Below are 23,825 nucleotides of genomic sequence, written 5' to 3'. Positions count from 1 at the left end.
GATCATGATGAAATCATTTATTAAGCTCGTATGGTTGCCACTGCTTTTGGCCACGGTGGTACCTGCAATCTGGTATCAACAACCTTATGTGATCAGCATGTTTACCGATGCGCTGACCATTGGCGCCTTGGCGCTGGCCTGGGCCATGCTGGGTAATCTGGGGGGAATGGTCAGTTTTGGTCACTCCGCTTTCTTTGGCACCGGTGCTTATCTGTCTTCCATGCTGGCGATGAACAGCGGTATGCCAGTGTTGCTGTCGATGCTCTGCGGCGGCCTGGCCGCAGCGGTAACCACATTACTTATGTTGCCAACGTTGCGTTTGAAAGGAACCTATTTTGCACTGGCGATTCTGGCTTACTCACAAATATTTCGCGTGCTCGCCGTGCAATTGGAAGGGATCACCGGAGGCTCTGCGGGGCTATCCGGTATCCCGCCTTTGCCGGATATCATGGGATTTTCGTTGAGCAGTAAACTCGGCGTTTATTATGTGATTTGTGCCTTGGTCACCCTGTTCTTGCTGATCTATACCGCATTGGCCCGCAGTGATTATGGCCTGGCGCTGAAGGCAATGCACGAATCCGAGGCAGCAACGCAGGTGGTCGGGGTTAACAGCCTGTTGCTCAAGGCGATGGTCCTGCTACTGTCCGCTTTTATGACCGGGTTGGTCGGCGCGTTCAACGCCCATCATATGAACTTCCTCGAACCCGACTACGCCTTCAACGTTTCCTGGGTCATTGTGCCGATTATCGCGGCGATTTTCGGTGGCTTCCGTTCGTTGAATGGCCCGCTGTTCGGTGCCTTGGTGGTGTATTTAACCGACCAGTTGCTGTTCAAAGTGCTATTCCCCACCGGGCACCAGATGATCCTGGGGGGACTGCTGGTCATGATGATCCTGATTAGCCCACGTGGGCTGTTACCGCTGTTACGTTCGGCTCACAGGAGGTTTTATCGTGCTAAAGCTTGAGGGCGTCTCCGTGTCATTCGGCGCAGTCACCGCCATAGATAATGTTTCTTTAGCGGTGGGGCAAAATGAGATCGTCGGTTTGGTCGGCCCGAACGGCGCGGGCAAAACCACCTTGTTCAATGCTATTTCTGGCTTGGTACAGCCCACAGCCGGAACGCTCAGTTTCAATGGTACTCCGTTCGGTCATCGCAGTGGTATATATCGCCGTGCCCGCTTGGGTATTGGCCGCACCTTTCAGGTTCCACAACCGATGCATGAGCTGAACGTGATGGAAAATGTGCGTGTCGCACAGCGCTTTGCTACCGGGAAGGTCGATCTTGCGCGGCTGGGGGAGATCCTGGAGCTGGTCGGTCTGAATGGTAAGGCCGAACGCGATGCCGCTACCGAGCTGTCACTCAGTGAGTTAAAAGCGCTGGAGGTTGCCAAAGCACTGGCCACCGAACCAAAACTGCTGCTGCTTGACGAGGTGTTGGCCGGGTTGGAAACCAGCGGTAAAAAACGTTTTCAACAAATGCTTGGACGTATTCACGCCGAGTACGGTTTAAGCATTCTGTTGATTGAGCACGATCTGGAAACCATCACGGCTTTATGCCAACGCGTATGGATACTCAACTTCGGCCGTCTGATTGCGGATGGTACACCCACCGAAGTATTCAACGATCCTGTGGTGATCCGCAGTTATACTGGGGAGACTTATGCTTAATATTCAATCGGTTCGCGGCGGTTATGGTGCCATCAATATTCTGTGGGACATTTCTCTCCAGATTCAGCCAGGGACCGTGACCGCCATCGTCGGGCCAAATGGCGCGGGCAAGACCACCCTGCTGAAAACCATTGCCGGGTTACTCCCGTTGAAACATGGGCAGATTACCTATCAAAATATAAACGTCGGCAAGCTTTCTCCCTGGCACGCCAACCGGAATGGGTTGGCGCTGATCCCGGAGGGGCGCATGATTTTTCGCGATATGACGGTAGAAGATAATCTGATCATGGGGGCTTTCCCCAAAGACAGCCGGCCTCATGTCAAACAGCGCCTGCAAGAGGTCTATGCCATGTTTCCTCGACTGGCAGAACGTCAGAAGCAGCTGGCGGGCGTTCTTTCCGGCGGTGAAGCGCAAATGCTGGCAGTAGGCCGCTGCCTAATGTCCGACCCTGAGATGATCCTGATCGATGAGCCTTCGCTGGGGTTAGCCCCTGTAGTGGTCAATGAACTGTTCGCCTGTTTTGCCCGGCTACGTGAAAGCGGCAAGACGATCTTACTGGTTGAGCAAAATACCCAGTTGTCGATCAACCTGGCAGATCGCGTCTGCCTGATGCGCAGCGGCAAGATTGTGTTCACTAAAATGGCGGATGAAATTGATATGGAGGAGTTACACCGGGCCTACTTTGGTCACTGAGTTACATCAGGGCGGGGAGAGCCCGCCCTGATGGTTTTTAGTCAATCTTTATTAAGGCTGGCAAATGTCTGCCCTCGTTTAACCAGGCGGATTAACAAGGGTGAAGGTTGCCAGAACTGCGGGTCTTCAGCAGCAAAAGTCTCAATATCCGCCAGTACCTTGGCTAAACCGAGGCTATCGGCATAATACAACGGCCCGCCGCGATAACGCGGGAACCCGTAACCGGATAACAGCACCACGTCGATATCCCCTGGGCGCAGAGCAATCCCTTCCTCAAGCAGATTGGCCCCTTCGTTGATCATGGCTGCCAAATAGCGATTCATAATCTCCTGGTTGCTGAATGAGCGTACTGTTACCCCCGCCCGCTCACGCTCATGGGCAACAATCTCCAGCACGGCCGGATCCTGCTGTCCACGGTTTGAACCGGGCTCATAACGATACCAGCCACGCCCGGTTTTTTGCCCGAACCAACCTTGTTCACATATGCGATCGGCAATCTGCACATAGCGCTCCTGCGGATGCCGATTCGCTGCCCGGCGCTTACGGGTCGCCCAGGCAATATCGCCCCCAGCAACATCACTGATCTGAAAAGGCCCCATGGCAAAGCCGAACTCACGCACAGCATCGTCGATCTGATAAGGAGAAGCGCCATCCTCTAACATCGCCTCCGCCGCTCGGCGATATACCGACATCATGCGGTTACCAATAAAACCATCACAGATCCCGGTGCGCACAGGGATTTTGCCCAGTTGACGCGCCAGCGCGAACGCATGGGTGATCACCTCTGCTGGCGTCTTTGGCGGGATCACGATTTCCAGCAGGCGCATTACCGGAGCTGGCGAGAAAAAGTGCAGACCGATCACCGCTTGTGGCCTGCCGGTGACCGCCGCAATAGCGGTAATATCAAGATAAGAGGTATTACTGGCCAAGATTGCACCGGGTTTACAATAGCGGTCTAGCTCGCGGAACACCGCCTGCTTAGCGGCCAAGTCCTCATACACCGCTTCCACCACCAGATCGGCTATTGCCAGCGCCTGAAACTGCACCGTTCCCTGCAACTTTTCCAGCCGGATTGCCGCATCCGCCGCTGAGATCCGTTGTTTGCTCACCCGTTGACGATAATATGTTTCGATTCGGCTAATCCCTGCCGCCAGAGAGGGCTCATCACGCTCCAGCAGGGTAACGTGCAAACCCGCCTCCAGCATCACTATCGCAATGCCTACCCCCATGGTGCCGCCGCCAATGACACCCGCCTGGATGAAGGTGCGTTTCGCCACGCCGTGGGTCTCTGGCTGTTTGCTAACCGCGCGCTCAGCCTGGAAAGCATATAACAGTGCCAGATGTTGGGGACTTGCCTGACAACGTTGGAATTGCGCAGCTTCATTGCGGCAAGCATCAGCAAAGGGTTGTTCGCAGGCTGCCGCCACACAATCGATTATTAATGCTGGGGAAAACAGGCCGTAAAATTGTGTGGGTAGCTTCATGCGGGCAGCCGAGATCGCTGCCTGCTGGGCCTGTGGATCATCTGGCTCCACGGCGATCTCACTGGTACGGCGTACTCCACAGCCTTCTTCCAGTATCTCGTGAGCATAGATCAAACCATCAATACGGGCATCCTGTCCGAGACGATCGACTAACCCCTGCTCCATCGCCTGCTCGGCACTTAATGGGCGACCACTGAGCATCAACTCCAGTGCCGCTGCAACCCCAATCAGCCGAACGCTGCGCTGAGTCCCTCCGGCACCGGGCAGTAACCCTAACTTGACCTCTGGCAATCCCAGATGGCTGTCCTTTATCGCCAACCGATAATGCGCAGCCATGGCGATCTCCAGCCCACCGCCCAGAGTGTTACCTGCAATAGCCGCGATCACCGGTTTATTGCAGGCTTCTATTTGCTGGCAAACATCACGCAGCAAAGGTGGCTGACGTGGTTGATTAAATTCACGTATATCGGCACCCGCGGCAAAATGGTTGCCTGCCCCGACCAATAGCAGTGCCTGGATCTCCGCATCGGTTTGTACCAGTTGCAACGCCGCCAACAGTCCGGCCCGAACGCCAATCCCCACCGCATTGACCGGCGGATTATCGATCGTGGCGATCAGGATGTTTCCGCAGCGCTCAAGATGCAGATCGTGAGGTAGATTATCGCTGTCCATCTTCTGCCCCTCAGGAAGGTTGTGTGGCGGATTCAGGTGCCCCAACCGGGGGAAGCAACCGATAGCTGGCCGGCGTGCGGCTAAGTTTGATCGGCGAAGCAATGCCCGTATAGCTGTCACCAATCTTGACCACCATGCCGCGGTGGCGGGTGTGTGGATGTTGTAAAGCTGCCTCAATATTCAGCAACGGTGCACTGGGCACCCCCATCCGGAGCAACTGCTCGGCACATTGCGCACCTTCGCGGCTGGCAAGTTGGGAGACAAGTGCAGCACGCAGTTCAACCCGGTTCAGTGAGCGCAACTTGGGCGTCGTGAAGCGTGGATCTTCACTCAGCGAAGGGGCATCCAGGCACTGGCACAGCAGGTCAAACTGTTTATCGTTGCCCACACCGAGGAAGATAGGCACACTGGCCGTAGGGAAAATATCGTAAGGATAAATATTAGCATGCGCGTTACCAAAGCGTTTGGGCGGCTGCTGGTTGGCAAACCAGTTGGTAGAGTAAGGGTGCAGCAAAGACAGGCCGGTATCAAACAGGCTGGCTTCGACAAATTGCCCCAGGCCGCTGCGAGTGCGTTCATATAACGCCATCAGAATCCCCATCGCTGCGTTCATCCCGGTAGCCTGATCGACCAGCGGGACACCAACGCGTAACGGTTCACCCTCGGGTTCACCATTAACACTCATGATCCCGGTTAATGCCTGAATGGATGCATCATAGCCCACCAGTCCGCCTAATGGGCCATCGGCCCCAAATCCGCTGACCCGGCAATGGATCAACTTGGGGAAGTGTTGCGCCAAAACGTCATAGCCGATGCCCCATTTTTCCATGGTGCCAGTCTTGAAGTTTTCAATTAAAACATCCGCATCCGCCAACAATTCAAACAGCGTTTGGCGCGCGCTTGGTTGTGACAAATCAAGGTACATGCCACGTTTGTTGCGGTTCAGGCCAATATAATAGGCCGCAACGCCCTCCTGAAAAGGTGGCCCCCAGGTGCGGGTTTCATCACCTTGTGGGGGTTCAATCTTCAGGACATCGGCACCATGATCGCCCAAGACCTGACCACAGTACGGCCCGCCCAGTACGCGGGATAAATCGATAACACGGATACCGGCTAATGCGCCAGTGGCGGGGATTGCCATAACTGTCTCTCCTGCAGGTGGAAATAGTGTTGTTTGTTATATAAGGAAAGGAAACCCGGCCATCGCCTGGCCGGGTCTTAAAGCTGGTTATTGGTAGGCGCTCGCCAGCAGTAGCGCTTCAACCTCTGCGGGTAATGGGGCTTCTACGGTTAAGGGATCGCTGGGCAGGAGCTTATGCAACAGAATCTGTTCGGCCAGATGCAAGCGGGCTGGCGCATCGGCATGATGGCTTTCCCAAGCCATTGCCGCCGCGCTGACCAGATTATATAACCCACTGGCCGCACGGCGAGTCAACTCGCTGCCTTCTGGGGTAGCGGCCGCCTGCGCCAGGGCAAACACCCGTTGTTGCGCGCTATGGAAGCGCGCCTGCATCGTCTGATCCAAATTCGCTTGCGCTAATAGTTGTTGCAAGTAGCCTTGCAGTGCCTCTAACGATTGTTCACGCAGGATGGCGCGCCTGACATCCAGTGCAACAATATTGCTGGTTCCTTCCCAGATCGACCCTAGCTGCGCATCCCTGACCAAACGGGGATCGCCCCACTCTTCTATATAACCGCACCCACCCCGGATCTCCATGGCATCTGCGGTTACCTTACGAGCATCACGACAGGCACGGAACTTGATAAGCGGAGTCAGAAGACGCAGCAGCGCATAGGCTTGCTTATCACCGCCATCAGAACGACGCAGGACTTGTGCCGTTTGGAACACCATGCTACGGGCCTGTTCGCTGGGGAGTAATAGCTTCAGCAATTGCCGCCGCATCAATGGCAATTCGATCAGGGTTTTACCAAACGCCTGGCGATGGCGGGCAATATAAAAGGCCTCACTCACCGCCCGGCGCATCAATCCGGCAGAACGAACGCCGTTGGAAAGCCGTGAGTTGTTCACCATATCGGCCATTTGTACAAACCCACGCCCGGCTTCCCCCACCAGATAAGCGGTCGCCCCTTCCAGACGGATCTCACCGCTGGCCATTGAGCGGGTGCCCAGCTTGTCCTTCAGGCGTAAAATGCGGTAGGCGTTGGTGGAACCATCATCCAAGGTGCGTGGCAACAGGAACAGGGAAACCCCTTTCATCCCTTCAGGCGCTCCTTCGATACGCGCCAAGACCATGGCCAGCCCGGCATCAGGATTGGAGCAGAACCATTTATCGCCGTATAACCGATAATGATTATCCACAGGCACCGCCTGGGTGGTGGTGGCGGCAATATCGGAACCCGCGCCCTGCTCGGTCATAAACATCGCCCCCTGCGTCAACGTGGCGGAGTCCAGTGACGTAAGCCGTGGGAGGTATTTGGCCACCAGCTCCGGTGTACCGTATTTTTTCAGGGTGCGGGTTAAGGAATCCGTCATGGAAACCGGGCACATCAAACCAAATTCGGCCTGCACAAAAAGATAGGTAAACAGATACTTAGCCAGTGGAGGAAGTTGCCCCTGCCAACCCAGCACATCTTGCCGGTGAGAGATGGCGGCCAAGGCAAACTCACCAAACGCATAACGCTCCAGTTCGATATACGCCGGGTGTTTCAAGATACTCTGTTCATCGGTGCCGGTACGGGTACGCACTTGCAGCTGCGGCGGATTTTTATCTGCCTGATCGGCCAATTCACTCAACCTTCCGCCTGCCAGGCCCCCCAGTTTTTGCAGGTACGGGCGCAGATGCGTGCGTAATTCTGGTGGTAAGTAGGCAACCAGTAAAGCCTCCAACGCAGGATCGGTAAGATAGAGATTGGCACCGAATTGGTCCGGTATATACTCCTGCTGATTGATAGCGCTAGACATACTCATCTCCATTTGTTGTATTTATGTTTATTTTTTGTTACTGCTGATAAATTGTCTAATACTGTTTCCCTATTGGCCGATAGGCTAAAAACATCGCACCGTAGTAATGAGCATTTTGCAGGCTCCTGACGAGAATCATTTTTTCGGCCATGCTAGGGTAGATTTTCCAGGCTTAAGGCAGGACGGTTAAGCTCTGATGAGGATTGTTTTTTTCGATTGATAAGGCATTGATAGATTATGGATATTCGCCGTCTGCGCTATTTTCTGGTGTTGGCTGATGAACTGCATTTTGGCCGTGCCGCCAGCCGCCTGGCTATCTCCCAACCGCCGCTGAGCGTGAGCATTCGTCAGTTGGAAGAAACCATTGGGGCGCAGCTGTTTGAACGCAGCCATCAGAAAGTGCGGCTGACCGCCGCCGGGGAAGCCTTGGTGCCTGCCGCAAAGGCGTTGCTTGATCGTATGAGCAGCACCATGCATCAGATACGCGACATCGACCAAGGGGCGACCGGCCATCTGCGTATCGGTTTCGTTGGCGCATTGTTATACCAAGGGTTACCCACTTTGTTGCAGCAATTCCAGCAGTCGCGAAGCGGTTTGCAGTTAAACATGCTGGAATTAAATACCAAAGATCAGCTGCGCGAACTGGCGCACGGCAGCTTGGATGTGGGGTTTATCCATACATCACGTTTACCGGACGGAGTATCTTCTCTGCTGTTTTCCTGCGAGGAATTAGTGGTCTGTTTACCAGAGGATCACCCCTTAACCCGTCTGCAGGCCATCAATCTGCGCCAATTACGGGATGACAAATTTATTGTTTTTTCGCGCCAGGTCTCCCCTTATTACTACGATCGTATTCAGTCCCTTTGCCTGGCCGCTGGCATCGACCCGGATATTCGCTGCGAAGCGCGGCATTGGCTAAGCGTGATCTCTTTGGTGACACAAGGGTTTGGCATCGCCATCGTGCCTGCCAGCCTACAGCGCTCCGCCATGGCTGGAGTCCGTTTTACCGCCTTGGAGTTGGAAGGTGTGGCATCACTTTCGCAGTCTTATTGCATCTGGCAAACGGACGATCGGCGCCCGTTGTTGTCTGCATTTATCGCTGCGGTGCGCCAGGCGGCGGAACAAATGCCACTTACCGCTAGCTAGCCTGGGCCCTTCAATTGAGGGACTCAGCCTAAACCTTTATTCATTTTCACTGCTCAGCAGGCTATTTTGGGCCATAGCCTGCTGAATGATGGGAATTGGCGTCAGGAGATGCTCACGCATCATTTCACTGGCCCGGCGGCTGTCGCGCGCTAAAACAAGTTTCACCAGTTGCTGATGTTCCTCATGCTTGTTCTCCATCACGCTAACGGAAAATACGGTTTTCTTTAACCATAAAAAGCGATAGCGAGCGGCCAGATCGAATAACCGGGCGCGCATTTGCAACAGGTACTGGGAACCACAGCCGGCAACAATCGCGCTGTGAAAAGCCTGGTGGCGTAGATCCCACTCATCGAGTAGAGCCTCGCTGGTCACCACATTACTCATCTTGGCCAGCATATGTGTCTGCGCCAGAATGTTCGCTTCCCAATCGTCGTTACCACGCTCAATCGCCAGTGTGACCAGCATGGCTTCCATATTGGCGCGGGCATCGAAAATATCCAGCAACTCGGCCTGTGACATTGGGGCTACGCGATACCCTTTCTGGCTGATGGCCGTCACCAGATGCTCAGCAACCAATTGGGACAGCGCTTCACGCAGTGGGCCCACACCCAGATTATAACGGCTGGTCAACAAACTCATTCGCAGCTTTTCGTTGGGTTGAAAAACGCCCCGAATAATATCTTTTTTTAGATAATCGTAACCATCAAATACCGCATTTTGCTGGAGAGTCATTATAATCCCGTCTCTTTAAGCATAAGACCTTTAATTATAATGAAATATTGGCAGATGACCAGTTCCACCAGAGGCCTGGAAGGCAGCACCGACCAAAGAGAGGGAGCCGCCTGAGCTTTAAGACGCAACGGCGGCCACAGCACTCAACCTTACCCCCACCGAGGGCTGTTTCGCCAACAGGGTTTGCACTTGGTTGACAATATGCTGACCAATCGGGATCGCCGATGTCGCTGCCGGTGAAGGGGCGTTGCAGACGTGGATCGTGCGCGATGTGGTCACAAACAAGAAATCATCGATCAATTTACCTTCTGGTGATACCGCTTGAGCACGAACGCCAGCTGGGTAAGGCAACAGATCCTGCGCCGTCAGGCTGGGGCAATATTTTTGTACCAGTTTGAGATAGCTGCTTTTGAATAAGGAATTTTTCATCTCCCCCATCCCTAAAGACAGATTTTGCGACATCAGTTTGCGAATGCCTGGGTAACTGGCCATTTCCAGCGTATCACGCCAGGAAATATCCCTTTTATTATACCCCTCACGCTTCCAGGCCAATACCGCATTAGGCCCGACGGTAACGCTACCGTCGATCATACGCGTTAAATGGACGCCCAGGAAAGGAACGGCCGGATCGGGGATCGGGTAAATCAGGTGGTTAACAATGGCATTATGCTGACTTGCCAAGCGGAAATATTCGCCACGGAACGGGCAGATCATAAAACCAGGATCGATACCCAACAGCTTGACCAGCCGATCGGCCATTAACCCTGAGCATGCCACCAGATAGCGTGCGCTAAATTCCGCCTTCGGCGTACTGACGAGCACCCCTTGCTGATGCTCATGCAATGCCTGCACTTCAGCATGGTAAAAGATTTCTCCGCCCGCCTGCTTGAACACCTTGGCCATCGTCATGGTGACCTGTTTGTAATTCACAATGCTGCTGGAAGGAACAAAAATCCCACCAAGCCCAACAATGTTAGGTTCTCTTTGCTGTAATTGTTCGGCATTTAGCCATTCCCGTTCAAGCCCATTAGCCGCCGTGCGTTCCCATAAGGCCTGCATACGTTCCATTTCCAGCGGCGTGGTGGCGACCAGCATTTTTCCGCAGTCGTCAAAAGGGATCTCATGTTGGGTACAAAACAGCTTGGTGGCTTGATTGCCTGCCAGACAAAAGCGGGCTTTCAGGCTACCGGGGGTGTAATACACCCCCGCATGGATCACCCCACTGTTATGCCCGGTTTGGTGCTGTCCCAACTCGGGTTCTTTTTCCAGCACGGCAATACGGGCATCTGGGTAGGTTGAAATTAACTGCATGGCTGTAGACATGCCGATAATACCGCCACCGATTATCACAAAGTCATACATCTTGCGGCATCCTCTTCTATGCGATTAACAGAGGTTAGGCGACTTGGCCTAAGACATCCGATTTTGTGGTGCATTGAAGTAACCGCGCTGGCGCATCAGTTCACGCCGCAGTTCTGGATGAGAGGTGAATCTGTCACGCCCATGTAACCAGAACAGATTGTTAATCAACAAAATACTGCCTACTGGCACCGGGATAAACAGTTTGCGCTTGCTGTTTTCCAACGCATCAGACAGTTCACTTAACCAGTTACCTTCAGTGAAATCTTTCGGCTGAACAAACTGATCGATATAGCGCATCACAGGCTGGCCATGATGATCAACGTCAAACACCGAATGGAAAACGTCCTGTCTGGTGTTCTTGCTGGGTGGCGCAGCCCAACGCATGGTCCGGCGGGCTAACGGATGTCGGAAATAGGTATCCAACTGCTCCCAGTCATCCAGGTGCAGCAGAATAGAGTCGCCACCTTGCATATTCTGCTCGTCGATTTTCATCATCATCACATAATCGGTGGTCTCGTCGACATAGGTCCCATCATTATGAAGCTCGAGCACCCGATGCGGCTGGCGTAAATAACTGTCCGAGTTATCAACATCTTTCACCACAAAGCGTGCGTAATACTGACCACTCATGGAGTCAAAATTGGAGCGCCCAATCAGATGTGCAATTGCTGTTGCCAGTTTGACCATTTCGTCACTCTGTTCAACACGGTCAATGCCTTCCGCCTGGATCAGCAACGCGCCTTGAGCCCGCGCCAACATGGTTTTTAACAAGAATGACTGCAATTGATTGGCACATAAGTCATCCAATATCTTGGCGATGCGAAACCTCAGTAGCGACTTATACTCCAGTGCCTGAACCGGCCACTGCTCCGTCTGTTGCAAGAAACGCTGAGTGATTTCGGCGCTGAAATTGAGCGTTAACAACCGTGGCGATTGGGGAGAGGTTGATATGCTAACGCCATGTATAACCGGGATTTTTACATCTTCCAGCGCGTGCTTTTCCGTCATTAAAGTATGCATGTAATGAGTCTCCTGAACCAGTCAATGTTTCTGCTAATACATTTTTATATTCATAATTAGATTACATCTACATTTTTACTAAAAAAATACATTACTGTAAAAAATAGTCATTTATGTGATCAATATTGCACATTTTGGTTAAATTTATGTGAAACTCAATAAGAAAGATGCTCAGGGGAGAGGTTACAGGGGCCTTACAATAGTGCGCGATGAACTGATTGTTTTAATCGGCGTGCCCGCGTAGGGCAGGACGCCCTTGCTGCAAGGGCTTATGTAGTCTCCCCCTTGGCAACTATTATTGTGCGCCAATCTGTTGTGTTTTTAATGAGGACTACAGGGAGGGTGCGTGTCCAGAGCTGCGGTCAGATGCAGTAGATAAGTTGTAGCACATTTGGTCCCCTCTCCTTTTGGGAAAGGGCTAGAGTGAAGGGCGCGGCGTCAAGGTAGTTGTCTGCGTAACAACGATAAAATCGGACAATTTATCGTCACACTCTGTTTAAACAAAAGTTAGAAAGTATTTGCTACAATACTGATAGCGCTATAATTTAGTTACTTTACTCAGGATACAGGTATCATCATGACTAATCAGCACAACAACAACGAATTGACTGAAGAACAAAAAAAAGAAATTGACTTAATAGCGTTACAACGAGTTCAGGCAATGAATAGCGATGAATTCCTTTGCCAGCGCATTGACGAGAAAGTTCACGCGATGGAAGATCACGTCAAAGCTTATTTCAACAGGTGTTTTTCACTCCACTTAAACAACAAGCGAAGCGAAAAGTAAAATCCTTTACGGGCCTGAGCTAAAACGCCCTATTCCAAGCCATTCACTAAGCACGGTTTGTTGGTAAGAGGCTGAGAGACCTGGGAAACGGAGCTATCTAATTGGAAAGTATCAAAGAAATAATTATCTATTTCTCTCTAATGCTACAGGTTTTTTTAGAGTTTCTATCCGTTATTTGCGTTTTTATCGGGCTGGTAAAGGCACTTTATACCACAATAACCAAAGTTAAAAGTCAGTCCATACTCTATTTGATCAGGGCGCGCTTTGGAACCTGGCTTGCTTTGGCGTTAGAGTTTCAATTAGCGGCTGATATCTTGGCAACGACAATCAACCCTAGCATGGAAGAGTTGATTAAACTGGCAATCATCGCCGTGATACGTACATTTCTTAATTACTTTTTATCTAAAGAGTTGGATTATGCCGAAAACAATGTTGCTGCCGTTGATAAAACCGACGCAACAACGCTGGAGGGGAAAAAGTAAAGGCTGCTCCAGGGGTAGGCTAAGACTTCTTAGCCGCCATAGGGCTAACCCTCTCGCCCAACTGGGATAGCGACATCAACCGGCTGCTGACCACGCGGTTTTTACCCTCGCGTTTAGCGTCATACAGCGCTTCATCCGTCATCTCTATCGCTTTCTCCACCGACATTCCGGCCAGATACAACGAGGTCCCGATGGAGATGGTCATGCGGATCCTATACCCGTTATCGGTAATAAAATCAAATCCTTCCACCCGGCTGCGAATGCGTTCCGCCACGGCCGCAATCTGCTGCGGTTCATAACTGGAAGTGATGACCATAAACTCCTCGCCGCCGTAGCGCCCGACAAAGTCTCCATCGCGAACGCATTCTTGCAAAATGGCCCCCACGCTGGCCAACACGCCATCACCGGCCAAATGACCATAGGTGTCATTGACCTGTTTGAAATTGTCTAAATCCAGGATCATCAGGCCACAAGACTCCCGTTGGGCATGCTGCAGCATCATTTTGTAGTCCACGCTGGCGCGGTTGTTGATGTGGGTCAGGCTGTCGATCGTCGCCTTGTTGCGCATGGAGAAAAAGGCGTGAATATGGCGCTCTTTAAAGCTCAGGGCATGATAGCAAATCGCCAGGCAAAGCGCCGATGCGGCCTGATACAACAAAATATCCAGCCACAGTTCACGGAAGTTGACGAACAAACCGACCACGGCTACCCGGTAGAGCGCAATGATACCGATGGTAAGGTAAAACACCCGGTTCGATTTTTTCCGCCAGACCCCTGATAGCAGCAGCGGCAAGATGATCGAACCGATAAACAGATTATCCAGCGTAAAGCCGCCGTTAAAAACAAAGCTGACCAAATAGCACACTGCCCCACTGACTGCGCCACCGAAAAACACCACCAGAATCATCGGGACCATGGCAAGGCTGTAATAAATATTGCCGGCCAGCAACAACCGATCCTGGCTCAGATACAGCACCGCCAGCCCTGCCAGTACGCCAAACAGCAACCGTTTCCACACAGCCGACTGGTAGGAAAAAGGGGAGTTTTTGCTAAGGGCAAAGTAGGAAACCGACAGCGTGGCATAGGTGATGCACGCATCACTGTAAAAAGACGAGATCGACGCAATATATGTCATAACTATTCGGCATACTCCAGGATGCGGCAATTTTGCTTTTGAGGTTACTACTTATTATTCAGAGGGACGCAGCATGTACGCTCCTCGTTGCTCAAGATAATAATGGCCAGGCGGGAATATGTTATTGCCAGGCAATCTATGTCCTATCCTCAGTTCAGGATAGTCTGTTATCCATCACACCACGGGGAAAATCTGATGAATATCGATGATGAATTGCAAGCGCTGGCGACACAAGAAACGGACCTTACCTTCCATCATTTCGACCATGCCACCGCGTGGGAGCTGGGTGTAGCGCTAAAGAATGCCGCCGAACAACGCCAATTACCCATCGCTATCGAAATTCAGCTAAGCGGACAAACGCTGTTTTATTACGCCATGCCAGGGGCAACGCCAGACATTGCCGACTGGGTGCGGCGCAAGCGCAACGTGGTCAACCATTTCCATAAAAGCTCTTATGCCGTGGGTTTACGTCTGCAACAGCGGCAAGTCACGCTGGAGGAGAGATATGGCCTCAGCGTACGTGACTATGCCGCCCATGGCGGCGCATTCCCCATCAACCTGCTCAATGTAGGTTGTGTCGGTTCCATCTCTCTTTCTGGCTCCCCGCAGCTCGAAGACCATCATCTGTTGGTCAGCACTCTTGCTCAGTTTCTAGGCTTACCCTTGCCCGCAGTACACTAAGCGATAAAAGCTGCGCTTTTCCCCCCATCCACAGCGGACGATCTGCACAGGCTGGCGCTTGGCGCACATAGTCCGCTGAACAAATATAAATTAATCACAACCCTGATGCTTTGATACAAATCTAGGTATCGGCGGGCAGAAAGGGGTATGGTATCTACCAGCTATTCCGAGACGGACCTCCATGGCCCGCCATTCCGTTCTCTTTTATAGACTTGGTTTGCAACTTAGATGAAAACGCACGAAATCAACGGTATCCGCCCTTTTAGCGCCCTGATAGATGCCTGCTGGCGCGAGCCCTATTCCCTTCAACGTCTGCTGAAAGATGCCATTGCCGGGGTTACCGTCGGCATCATTGCCATACCTCTGGCGATGGCGCTGGCCATTGCCAGCGGCGTTCCCCCACAGTATGGGCTGTATACCGCCGCGATTGCTGGCATCGTGATCGCCGTCAGCGGCGGTTCGCGCTACAGCGTTTCCGGCCCAACAGCGGCGTTTGTGGTGATCCTGTTCCCCGTTTCACAGCAGTTTGGGCTCTCTGGCTTATTGATTGCCACCATGCTGTCCGGCGTATTCCTGCTGATTATGGGGTTAGCGCGGCTTGGCCGCCTGATCGAGTACATTCCGCTTTCGGTCACGCTTGGGTTTACCTCCGGGATTGCCATCACCATCGCCACCATGCAGGTGAAGGATTTCTTTGGCTTACGGCTGGCAGAAGTGCCGGAAAACTACATCGGTAAGGTGAATGCGCTGTTGCATGCTTTACCCACCCTGGACTATGGCGATACGCTGATTGGTGCGGTCACTCTGGTAGTCCTGCTGCTCTGGCCAAAGCTGGGGCTGCGTATTCCCGGCCACCTGCCAGCCTTGTTGGCTGGCACCGCGGTGATGGCTATCCTGGCTCAGTTCGATCATCAGGTTGCGACCATTGGCTCTCGTTTCAGTTTCGAACTGGCCGACGGCAGCCAAGGCCAAGGTATCCCGCCGATCCTGCCGCAGTGGCTGTTGCCCTGGCATCTGCCCGCTGGCGACGGTAAACCGACGGAACTAAGCTGGCAGCTGCTTTCCGCTCTGTTACCGGCAGCATTTTCCATGGCGATGCTTGGGGCGATCGAATCGCTGCTGTGCGCGGTAGTGCTGGATGGCATGACGGGCAAAAAGCACCACTCCAACGCCGAACTGATTGGCCAGGGCGCGGGTAACATCATCGCCCCGTTCTTCGGGGGGATCACCGCAACCGCCGCCATTGCCCGCTCGGCAGCCAACGTGCGCGCAGGGGCAACCTCTCCGGTTTCGGCAATCATCCACTCGTTAATGGTGCTGCTGGCCTTGCTGGTGCTGGCACCGTGGCTGTCCTACTTACCGCTGGCGGCGATGGCTTCGCTGTTGCTATTGGTCGCCTGGAACATGAGCGAGGCGCATAAAGTGGTTTATCTGCTGCGCCGGGCACCGAAAGACGACATTTTGGTGATGTTACTGTGTATGTCGCTGACGGTACTGTTTGATATGGTGATTGCCATTACCGTTGGCATCGTGCTGGCCTCACTGCTGTTTATGCGCCGAATCGCACGCATGACCCGCCTGAGCGAGTTGAGCGCCGAGGATGGCCAACTGGTGCTGCGTGTCAACGGGCCGCTGTTCTTCGCTGCTGCCGAACGCGTGTTCAACGATCTGCTGGTACGCGGTGAAAACTATCACACCATCGTACTGCAATGGGATGCCGTACCGGTGCTGGATGCCGGAGGGCTCAACGCGTTGCAACGTTATATCGACGCCCTGCCCGTCGAAAAACAGCTGGTGATCACCGATATTCCATTCCAGCCGCTAAAAACCCTGGCTCGTGCGCGCATGAAGCCAATCGATGGCAAGCTGCATTTCTACCCCACCCTGCCAGAAGCGCTCACCGCGCTGAACGCTCAATAAAGCAAAAGGCCCGACAGCTTAATGTCGGGCCTTCAGATTGGCGGGCGCAACATGCGCGCCCCCACTGAGCGATTTGTCAGCAGTCGTTAGTTGCTGGTATCCAACTCAGCAAAGCTTTTCACCAGATCGTCGATGGCTTTCATCTGTACCAGGAACGGTTCCAGCTTATCCAACGGCAACGCCGAAGGACCATCACATTTGGCATTGCTTGGATCTGGGTGCGCCTCGATAAACAGGCCAGCCAAACCAACCGCCATACCGGCACGAGCCAGCTCGGCAACCTGCGCACGGCGGCCGCCAGAAGCCGCACCAAACGGATCGCGGGTTTGCAGGGCGTGGGTCACGTCGAAGATCACCGGATGGCCACCGGTCACATTCTTCATCACGTTGATACCCAACATGTCGACCACCAGGTTGTCATAGCCAAAGTTGCTGCCGCGATCGCACAGAATAACCTGATCGTTGCCGCCTTCTTTGAATTTATCGACGATATTCCCCATCTGGCCCGGGCTGACGAACTGCGGTTTCTTGACGTTGATCACCGCGCCGGTTTTCGCCATGGCTTCAACCAGGTCGGTCTGGCGTGCCAGGAAGGCGGGCAACTGGATCACATCAACCACTTCGGAAACTGGCTGCGCCTGTGCGGCTTCGTGCACATCGGTGATAATTTTCACGCCGAAGGTGCTTTTGATTTCCTGGAAAATCTTCATCCCTTCTTCCAGGCCTGGGCCACGGTAAGAATGGATAGATGAACGGTTGGCTTTATCAAAAGAGGCTTTGAAAACGTAAGGGATGCCCAGTTTTTGCGTCACGGTGACGTAGTGTTCGCAGATGCGCATCGCCAAATCGCGTGATTCCAGTACGTTCATACCGCCGAACAGTACAAACGGCAGATCGTTCGCTACCTTGATGTCGCCAATGCTGACTACTTTCTGTTCCATGCTTGCACCTTATTGATTAATAAATCGGAATCAGTGAATTAATGCAGCGTGACCTGCTTGAGCTCGATGGAGTGGATTTGAATTTTTATCACTTCACTCACCGGATCTTCAGGACACTGCTCGACAAAATAGTTGAGATCGGAAATGGCGATATGGTTGCATTCCAGCTGGGCATAAATCAAACCACGGTCACGGATCTCGTAAGGGTCGTCCGGGTCAAAACTCAGCACCGCCTCGCTGGCTCGCAACGCAATTTCCATCTGCTTTTCATCCATCAGCGCGGCTTTCAGCGTATCGAGCATCTTACGCACCACCAGAATGTTTTCCGATTCGTCCAGATCGTCATCTTCCAGTTCAGCCCCCAGGCCCAGATTACCCTTGAGCCAAACCTGCAACTGATGTTCGTTAAGCGTTTCCCCGTTCAGCGGATTAACCAGCCACATCTCCTCATCCAGCCAGTCAGCACGCATGATCAACTGAGTGGGGAAAATCACCGGCATCAGCGGCAGATCCAACTGGTGGGCAATATGCAGGAAAATGGTTCCCAGAGAGACTGGCGTACCTTGGCGGGCTTCCAACACCTTATCCAGCCAGATGGCGTCAGAAAGCCGATAAACACCACTGGCACCACCGAATCCCCAGGTTTTAAAGAATAGTTCGATAAGCGCTTCCAACTGCTGATCCTGGTCGAGATCGTCCGGGATGATTGCGCGCGCTTCTTCACTCAACTGCTGTAACTTGCGTTCAACTTCCGCCACCGGAAAGTCCCGCCGGATGATCTTTGATACCAGGATCACCCCCTCACTCAGTGAGGAAGCATTAAATTCGAAATCGGCAATGCTGCTCATAGGTATCCCATCAAGAACGGTATTTTGGTCGTGGCAAGTTTAACGATCAGATACAGACAGCCCAGTGCCAGAACGAATGCCAAGGTGCGGATATTCCAGCTTTGCGTCTTCTTGCCCAATGCGACATAGCCCAACAGGATATAGATAATAACGCCAAACAACTTCTCGGTCAGCCACGAGTCCATGCCAAGCAGTGGATAAAGTTTGAACATCACCACCAGGGCAATACCGGTGGCAAACAGCACCGTATCATTGATATGCGGCGTGATCTTTACCCAGCGTTTATTGCTCATCGGCGATGCACGCCACTTCCAGAAGAAACGCAGTACAAACAACGTAATGCTGATGGCTACCGTTAATAAATGCAGATGTTTTAGCGCCATGTAAGCGGCCATAGTGGTTTCCTTGGTTTCTTATAGTGGTTTTTGGCCCAGAGTCACGCGATCGTTGCCGCCATAGTCGCGATGCGTTGCCACCGCGATAAATCCCTCAGCATTCAACAGCGTACGTACATTTTCACCCTGTTGCCAACCGTGCTCAAGCAACAGCCAACCCTGCGGCTCTAAATAATCTGCGGCCTGCTGCACGATCGCCGTCAGATCGGCCAGACCCTGTTCGGCGGCCACCAAGGCACTGCCAGGTTCAAAACGGACATCGCCCTGCGCAAGGTGAGGATCGGCTTCATCAATATAGGGAGGATTGCTGGCGATCAGCGAAAACTGTTGCCCGGCGACCGGCGTAAACCAGCTCCCTTGCAAAAAGCGCACATTGTTAATCGCCAGTTTTTGCGCGTTATGCTGCGCCAGCGCCACGGCTTCAGGTTGCAGATCGATGCCGGTAAGCTGGCAGTCTGGCCGTTCGCTGGCTAATGCAAGAGCAATCGCGCCGGTGCCAGTACCAAGATCCAGAATGGCGCACGGCGTTGCGGGCAGTCGCTCCAGGGCCAACTCCACCAAACATTCGGTATCCGGGCGCGGGATTAGCGTAGCGGGTGAAACCGACAGCGGAAGCGACCAGAACTCACGTTCGCCAACCAGATATGCCACCGGTTCCCCGCGTTCACGGCGAGCCAGCAGCACCGTTAACTGCTCAGCCTGCTCTGCCGTCAGCGGAGTTTCGCCAAATGCCAACAGGTAGGTTCTGGCCCGACCGGTCACGAAACCCAACAGGATCTCCGCATCACGTTTGGCGCTATCACTGTGCGTCAGGCGTAAGGTCGCGGTTTTCAGCCAGGTTTGATAATCCATTACTCAGGCTCGGCAGAGAGTGCTGCCAACTGATCGGCTTGGTATTCCTGCACGATCGGCTGGATTAGCATATCCAGCTTGCCTTCCATCACCTCATCCAGACGATACAGCGTCAGGTTGATGCGGTGGTCGGTCACGCGCCCCTGCGGGAAGTTATAGGTGCGGTTACGATCGGAACGGTCGCCGGTGCCCAGCAGGTTGCGGCGGGTAGAAGCCTCTGCCAACTGGCGTTTCGCCATCTCTGCCGCGCGGATACGTGCCCCAAGCACCGACATCGCCTTGGCTTTGTTCTTGTGCTGTGAACGTTCGTCCTGGCATTCAACCACAATGCCGGTTGGCAAGTGGGTAATACGGATCGCCGAGTCGGTGGTGTTAACGTGCTGGCCGCCAGCCCCGGAGGAACGGAAGGTATCGATTTTCAGATCGCCCGCATTGATTTCTGGCAGCTCCGCCTCTGGCACCGCTGGCATCACCGCCACCGTGCAAGCCGAGGTATGAATACGGCCCTGGGATTCGGTTTCCGGCACACGTTGAACGCGGTGACCGCCAGATTCAAACTTCAGCTGACCGTAAACGCCGTCGCCAGACACTTTGGCAATCACCTCTTTGTAACCGCCGTGCTCGCCCACGTTTTCGCTCATGATCTCAACCCGCCAGCGGCGAGTTTCAGCGTAACGGCTGTACATACGGAACAGATCGCCAGCAAAGATAGCCGCTTCGTCGCCACCGGTTCCGGCGCGCACTTCGAGGAAGCAGTCACGCTCATCGTCCGGATCCTTCGGCAGCAGTAACACCTGCAGCTGTTGTTCCAGCTCTTCCGTCGCCGCTTTGGCCTGTTTCAGCTCTTCCTGCGCCATTTCACGCATTTCCGGATCGTCCAGCATCATTTCTGCCGTGGCGAGATCCTCCTGCACCTGACGCCATTCCAGAAAACAACGGCTGACGTCGGTCAACTGCGCATATTCGCGCGACAGGCCACGGAACCGATCCTGATCGGCAATGACACCGGCATCGCCGAGCAGCGCCTGAACTTCTTCATGGCGCTCTTGTAACGCTTCCAGTTTGGCAACAATAGAAGGCTTCATGCGTGGTTTTAAACCCTGTTAATAAAAGAGAACTAATGCTGATCCAGCCCGAGGCTGTCGCGTAAAATGTGCAACCGCTCCATGTCGCCGTCGCCGGCAGCCTGCTGGAGGGATTTGGTAGGGGCATGAATAAGACGATTGGTTAATCTGTGGGCCAGCTCATGGATCACCTGCTCCACGTTAGCGCCTTGAGCAATCGCTGCCAGCGCTTTTGACTCCATTTCCGCACGGATTTGATCGGCCTGCGAACGGTAGTCTCTGATGGTATCTGTCGCGCCCTGTGAGCGCAGCCAGGTCATGAAATTGCTGCTTTCCTGCTGCACGATGGTCTCGGCCTGTACGGCCGCCGCCTGCCGTTGCGCCATATTGCTCTGGATAATGGCCTGCAGGTCGTCCACGGTGTAGAGATAGGCGTTCGCCAGTTTACCTACTTCCGGCTCGATATCGCGCGGAACGGCAATATCCACCAGCAACATCGGCTGGTTGCGGCGCGCTTTCAGTGCCCGCTCAACCATGCCCTTACCGATGATGGGCAACGGGCTGGCGGTGGAGCTGATAATGATATCGGCATCTGCCAGGCGTGCATCAATCTCCGGCAATGAGATCACCTCTGCCCCCACCTCTTGCGCCAATACCTGGGCGCGTTCACGGGTGCGGTTAGCGATGATCATATGCTGCACTTTATGCTCACGCAGATGGCGGGCAACCAGCTCGATCGTCTCCCCCGCACCGACCAACAGCACATTCAGTTCGGCAAGGGATTCGAAGATTTGACGCGCCAGCGCACAGGCGGCGAAGGCAACGGATACCGCGCTGGCACCAATTTCGGTTTCAGTGCGTACACGTTTGGCAACGGAGAAAGATTTCTGGAACAGGCGCTCCAGCTCACCGGAAAGTGACTGGCCACGCTGGGATTCGGCAAAGGCTTTCTTTACCTGCCCGAGGATCTGGGGTTCACCCAGTACCAAAGAGTCAAGCCCGCTGGCAACGCGCATCAGGTGGCTGACGGCCTCGTCGCCGTGATGCCAATACAGGCTCTTGCGCACGTCTTCAGGACGTAGATGGTGATAATCACACAGCCAGGCTACCAGCTGTTCATGCAGATGATCCTGCTGCTCTACGCTGAGGTACAGCTCGGTACGGTTACAGGTAGACAGCACAACGCCGCCCTGCACCAATGGCTGTTGCAGCAAGCTATTCAGCGCCTTGTCGATCGACTCTGGGGAGAAGGTCACCCGTTCTCGCAGAGAAACCGGAGCGGTTTTGTGATTAATACCTAACGCCAGAAGGGTCATTGCTTCGAGTAATACTTCTCTTGGTACGGGTTCTCGTTGTCCGGCATTCTACTTGATGCGCGACATCAATTAAAGTGACAACCGCATCTTCCGGCCAATCGCTGGTATTGCTGGGACAAATCAGTCAGCACGACAAAACTCGGTAGGTTTCAAACCCATCAGAAACCGAAGAGGAAAAACGCCGAAACGGCGGTTGAATGCGACCTCGATCCCTATCGGCCCCCTACCAGCTTGCTTTCTTTCATCGTCAAACACGCCCTTAATATTCGATTTGTTAAACGATCCACCTAAATGACAATCGCGCTGAGTGATAGTTCTTATTGTTTTAATTGCAATTTTCGCGACACGTTCTCATACTCACGCCAATTAGTTAGCTTGCAAATAATTTATAAAGAAATTGTTTCAGAATTTCACTTTCCGTTACAAGAGAGTGAGCAACCAGAAAACCCCAGGTGTTTTTCAACCAATGGATTGGTTTTCGTATCTTGTCGTAACAGCACGCACGTAGGAAGGGACATATCCATGAAATTACGTAGATTAAGCCAAGCGGTTACCTTTGGCCTGATAGCAGGTTGTAGCGCATTCGCAGCACATGCTGAAATCACCCTATTAAAGCAGGACCCGCAAGCGGGCGATCCCCTTAGCCGCCTCAACTTTACCGTTGGCGGCAGTATTCGTCCTCAGTTTAATATGATGACTGGCGATGGCGATAAAGGCTCTTATAAACGCAACGGTTTTGACGGCGGCACACGCTTTCGCTTCGCCACCGATTACTACCTGTTCGACGACATCAGCTGGATCAACTATTACGAGTTAGGCGTCAACATCCCGGCGCTGTTCAGTTGGGACAATCACTACGCCGAGGGTGCCAACAACACCTCACGGCGCATGCTGTATACCGGTTTGAAAAGCAAAACCTGGGGCCAATTGACCTACGGTAAGCAAAACAGCGTTTACTATGACGTAGTCGGGGCAAAAACCGACATCTGGGATTACGATATGCTGGCCCAGGCGCCGGGTAACGGCATTAACGGCGACTATGACGGTTCCTATCGTTCACGCAGCATGCTGAAATATAAAAACACCTTTGGCGACGCCGACCTTTATGCCGCTTACCTGTTCAACGATGACGAATACCTGCCTGGTAACGGCCTGCGCTACAAGCGCAAGGGCGGCGGTTCACTCGGTGTGGATTATCACCTGACCAAAGACCTCACCTGGGGCACCGCCTGGAACTACACCAGTGCCGAGATGCGTAACCCCAATAATAACGACAACAAAGACTACAATCAGAACATCATCGGTACCGCATTGAGCTGGAAGCCGGATAACTGGACACTCAGCTTCGGCGGCGGCTGGTATGACAACTACCTGACTACCAAGAAGAAGGATGTTAACAACTACTTCGCTGGGGATGCCTGGGGGATTGAATATTTCGCCGGTTATAGCTTCCCGGTAGGCGAATACGCGGTGAAATCCATCATGCCTTACTTTATGGGCGACCGCCTGCAGTACACCACTGGCCGCGATTACCAGCGTATTGATAATGGCTTGGGTGTCTCCTTCCAGTTTGACTACGGTTTCCGCGCCGACGTTGAACACGTGCTGACGTCCAGCACCGATAATCTGGGCGATATGACGGTTGTTCGTTTGCGTTACGATTTCTGATCCACCAAAGCGCGCCATTATACGGCGCGCTTAGAG

Annotated in this window: 22 protein-coding genes; 9 read left to right on the top strand and 13 right to left on the bottom strand. The window is 53.3% G+C overall.

The window, feature by feature from the left end:
* Positions 1–4 precede the first annotated feature (4 nt).
* The 3 genes from ACX9GU_RS11440 to ACX9GU_RS11430 are packed head-to-tail and all read left to right on the top strand — an operon-like array spanning position 5 to position 2,361.
* Complete coding sequence (locus ACX9GU_RS11440; RefSeq protein ID WP_473194829.1) at positions 5–964, top strand: branched-chain amino acid ABC transporter permease; 960 nt, start codon at positions 5–7, stop codon at positions 962–964.
* A complete protein-coding gene (locus ACX9GU_RS11435) occupies positions 951–1,667 on the top strand; it encodes an ABC transporter ATP-binding protein (RefSeq protein ID WP_473194828.1) in 717 nt (238 codons plus the stop codon). The genes ACX9GU_RS11440 and ACX9GU_RS11435 overlap by 14 nt, the downstream gene beginning before the upstream one ends.
* Entirely contained in the window at positions 1,660–2,361 is a 702-nt protein-coding gene (locus tag ACX9GU_RS11430; protein ID WP_473194827.1) for an ABC transporter ATP-binding protein, read from the top strand. The genes ACX9GU_RS11435 and ACX9GU_RS11430 overlap by 8 nt, the downstream gene beginning before the upstream one ends.
* A 41-nt stretch (positions 2,362–2,402) precedes the next feature.
* Here the strand turns inward: ACX9GU_RS11430 and ACX9GU_RS11425 are convergent, their stop codons facing one another.
* The 3 genes from ACX9GU_RS11425 to ACX9GU_RS11415 form a co-directional block, all read right to left on the bottom strand.
* Positions 2,403–4,517 (bottom strand): 3-hydroxyacyl-CoA dehydrogenase NAD-binding domain-containing protein, encoded by a 2,115-nt coding sequence (locus ACX9GU_RS11425; RefSeq protein ID WP_473194826.1) that lies wholly within the window; start codon positions 4,515–4,517, stop codon positions 2,403–2,405.
* A 10-nt stretch (positions 4,518–4,527) separates the two neighbouring features.
* Positions 4,528–5,658: a CaiB/BaiF CoA transferase family protein gene (locus tag ACX9GU_RS11420; protein WP_473194825.1), complete on the bottom strand. Its 1,131-nt coding sequence runs from the start codon at positions 5,656–5,658 to the stop codon at positions 4,528–4,530.
* 87 nt (positions 5,659–5,745) lie between these two features.
* The gene (locus ACX9GU_RS11415) at positions 5,746–7,440 is read right to left on the bottom strand and encodes an acyl-CoA dehydrogenase family protein (protein WP_473194824.1); all 1,695 of its coding nucleotides are present in this window, start codon (positions 7,438–7,440) and stop codon (positions 5,746–5,748) included.
* Positions 7,441–7,677: 237 nt separating this feature from the next.
* Here ACX9GU_RS11415 and ACX9GU_RS11410 point away from each other — a divergent pair, with 237 nt between their 5' ends.
* Positions 7,678–8,586, top strand: coding sequence for a LysR family transcriptional regulator (locus tag ACX9GU_RS11410; protein ID WP_473194823.1), 909 nt, complete (start codon positions 7,678–7,680; stop codon positions 8,584–8,586).
* Positions 8,587–8,622: 36 nt separating this feature from the next.
* Here the strand turns inward: ACX9GU_RS11410 and csiR are convergent, their stop codons facing one another.
* The 3 genes from csiR to glaH form a co-directional block, all read right to left on the bottom strand.
* Positions 8,623–9,318, bottom strand: a complete 696-nt coding sequence (csiR, locus tag ACX9GU_RS11405; protein ID WP_473194822.1) for a DNA-binding transcriptional regulator CsiR — start codon at positions 9,316–9,318, stop codon at positions 8,623–8,625.
* Positions 9,319–9,435: 117 nt separating this feature from the next.
* Positions 9,436–10,680, bottom strand: coding sequence for an L-2-hydroxyglutarate oxidase (gene lhgO / locus ACX9GU_RS11400; protein ID WP_473194821.1), 1,245 nt, complete (start codon positions 10,678–10,680; stop codon positions 9,436–9,438).
* 48 nt (positions 10,681–10,728) lie between these two features.
* Positions 10,729–11,700: a glutarate dioxygenase GlaH gene (gene glaH, locus ACX9GU_RS11395; RefSeq protein ID WP_473194820.1), complete on the bottom strand. Its 972-nt coding sequence runs from the start codon at positions 11,698–11,700 to the stop codon at positions 10,729–10,731.
* A gap of 577 nt (positions 11,701–12,277) precedes the next feature.
* On the opposite strand from glaH, the gene ACX9GU_RS11390 reads away from it, so the two are divergent.
* Both ACX9GU_RS11390 and ACX9GU_RS11385 read left to right on the top strand, forming a co-directional pair.
* Positions 12,278–12,487: a hypothetical protein gene (locus tag ACX9GU_RS11390; RefSeq protein WP_473194819.1), complete on the top strand. Its 210-nt coding sequence runs from the start codon at positions 12,278–12,280 to the stop codon at positions 12,485–12,487.
* Between the two features lie 101 nt (positions 12,488–12,588).
* Positions 12,589–12,969 (top strand): DUF1622 domain-containing protein, encoded by a 381-nt coding sequence (locus ACX9GU_RS11385; RefSeq protein WP_473194818.1) that lies wholly within the window; start codon positions 12,589–12,591, stop codon positions 12,967–12,969.
* Between the two features lie 19 nt (positions 12,970–12,988).
* On the opposite strand, the gene ACX9GU_RS11380 is transcribed toward ACX9GU_RS11385, so the two are convergent.
* The gene (locus ACX9GU_RS11380; RefSeq protein WP_473194817.1) at positions 12,989–14,104 is read right to left on the bottom strand and encodes a GGDEF domain-containing protein; all 1,116 of its coding nucleotides are present in this window, start codon (positions 14,102–14,104) and stop codon (positions 12,989–12,991) included.
* 195 nt (positions 14,105–14,299) lie between these two features.
* On the opposite strand from ACX9GU_RS11380, the gene ACX9GU_RS11375 reads away from it, so the two are divergent.
* Both ACX9GU_RS11375 and dauA read left to right on the top strand, forming a co-directional pair.
* Positions 14,300–14,785, top strand: coding sequence for a heme-degrading domain-containing protein (locus tag ACX9GU_RS11375; protein WP_473194816.1), 486 nt, complete (start codon positions 14,300–14,302; stop codon positions 14,783–14,785).
* 228 nt (positions 14,786–15,013) lie between these two features.
* Positions 15,014–16,705, top strand: a complete 1,692-nt coding sequence (gene dauA, locus ACX9GU_RS11370) for a C4-dicarboxylic acid transporter DauA (protein ID WP_473194815.1) — start codon at positions 15,014–15,016, stop codon at positions 16,703–16,705.
* 86 nt (positions 16,706–16,791) lie between these two features.
* Here the strand turns inward: dauA and kdsA are convergent, their stop codons facing one another.
* From kdsA to hemA, 6 genes are read right to left on the bottom strand one after another with little or no spacing between them, the layout of a single operon-like run.
* Positions 16,792–17,646, bottom strand: coding sequence for a 3-deoxy-8-phosphooctulonate synthase (gene kdsA, locus ACX9GU_RS11365; RefSeq protein ID WP_021181107.1), 855 nt, complete (start codon positions 17,644–17,646; stop codon positions 16,792–16,794).
* Positions 17,647–17,684: 38 nt separating this feature from the next.
* Positions 17,685–18,494 carry an invasion regulator SirB1 gene (gene sirB1 / locus ACX9GU_RS11360; protein ID WP_473194814.1) on the bottom strand — a complete coding sequence of 270 codons (810 nt, stop codon included), beginning with the start codon at positions 18,492–18,494 and terminating at the stop codon, positions 17,685–17,687.
* Positions 18,491–18,889 (bottom strand): SirB2 family protein, encoded by a 399-nt coding sequence (locus ACX9GU_RS11355; protein ID WP_021181105.1) that lies wholly within the window; start codon positions 18,887–18,889, stop codon positions 18,491–18,493. The genes sirB1 and ACX9GU_RS11355 overlap by 4 nt, the downstream gene beginning before the upstream one ends.
* Positions 18,890–18,907: 18 nt before the next feature.
* On the bottom strand, positions 18,908–19,741 hold the full coding sequence (gene prmC / locus ACX9GU_RS11350) for a peptide chain release factor N(5)-glutamine methyltransferase (protein ID WP_473194813.1): 834 nt from the start codon (positions 19,739–19,741) through the stop codon (positions 18,908–18,910).
* Entirely contained in the window at positions 19,741–20,826 is a 1,086-nt protein-coding gene (prfA, locus tag ACX9GU_RS11345) for a peptide chain release factor 1 (protein WP_473194812.1), read from the bottom strand. The genes prmC and prfA overlap by 1 nt, the downstream gene beginning before the upstream one ends.
* A 32-nt stretch (positions 20,827–20,858) precedes the next feature.
* Positions 20,859–22,121, bottom strand: coding sequence for a glutamyl-tRNA reductase (gene hemA, locus ACX9GU_RS11340; RefSeq protein WP_024528845.1), 1,263 nt, complete (start codon positions 22,119–22,121; stop codon positions 20,859–20,861).
* A gap of 522 nt (positions 22,122–22,643) precedes the next feature.
* Here hemA and ACX9GU_RS11335 point away from each other — a divergent pair.
* Complete coding sequence (locus tag ACX9GU_RS11335; protein ID WP_473194811.1) at positions 22,644–23,789, top strand: porin; 1,146 nt, start codon at positions 22,644–22,646, stop codon at positions 23,787–23,789.
* The last annotated feature ends 36 nt before the right edge of the window (positions 23,790–23,825 follow it).

The organism is Serratia sp. K1WW1, from assembly GCF_055790865.1.
The sequence above is the reverse complement of the archived record's forward strand: the minus strand, read 5'-3'. Positions and strand labels throughout refer to the sequence as shown.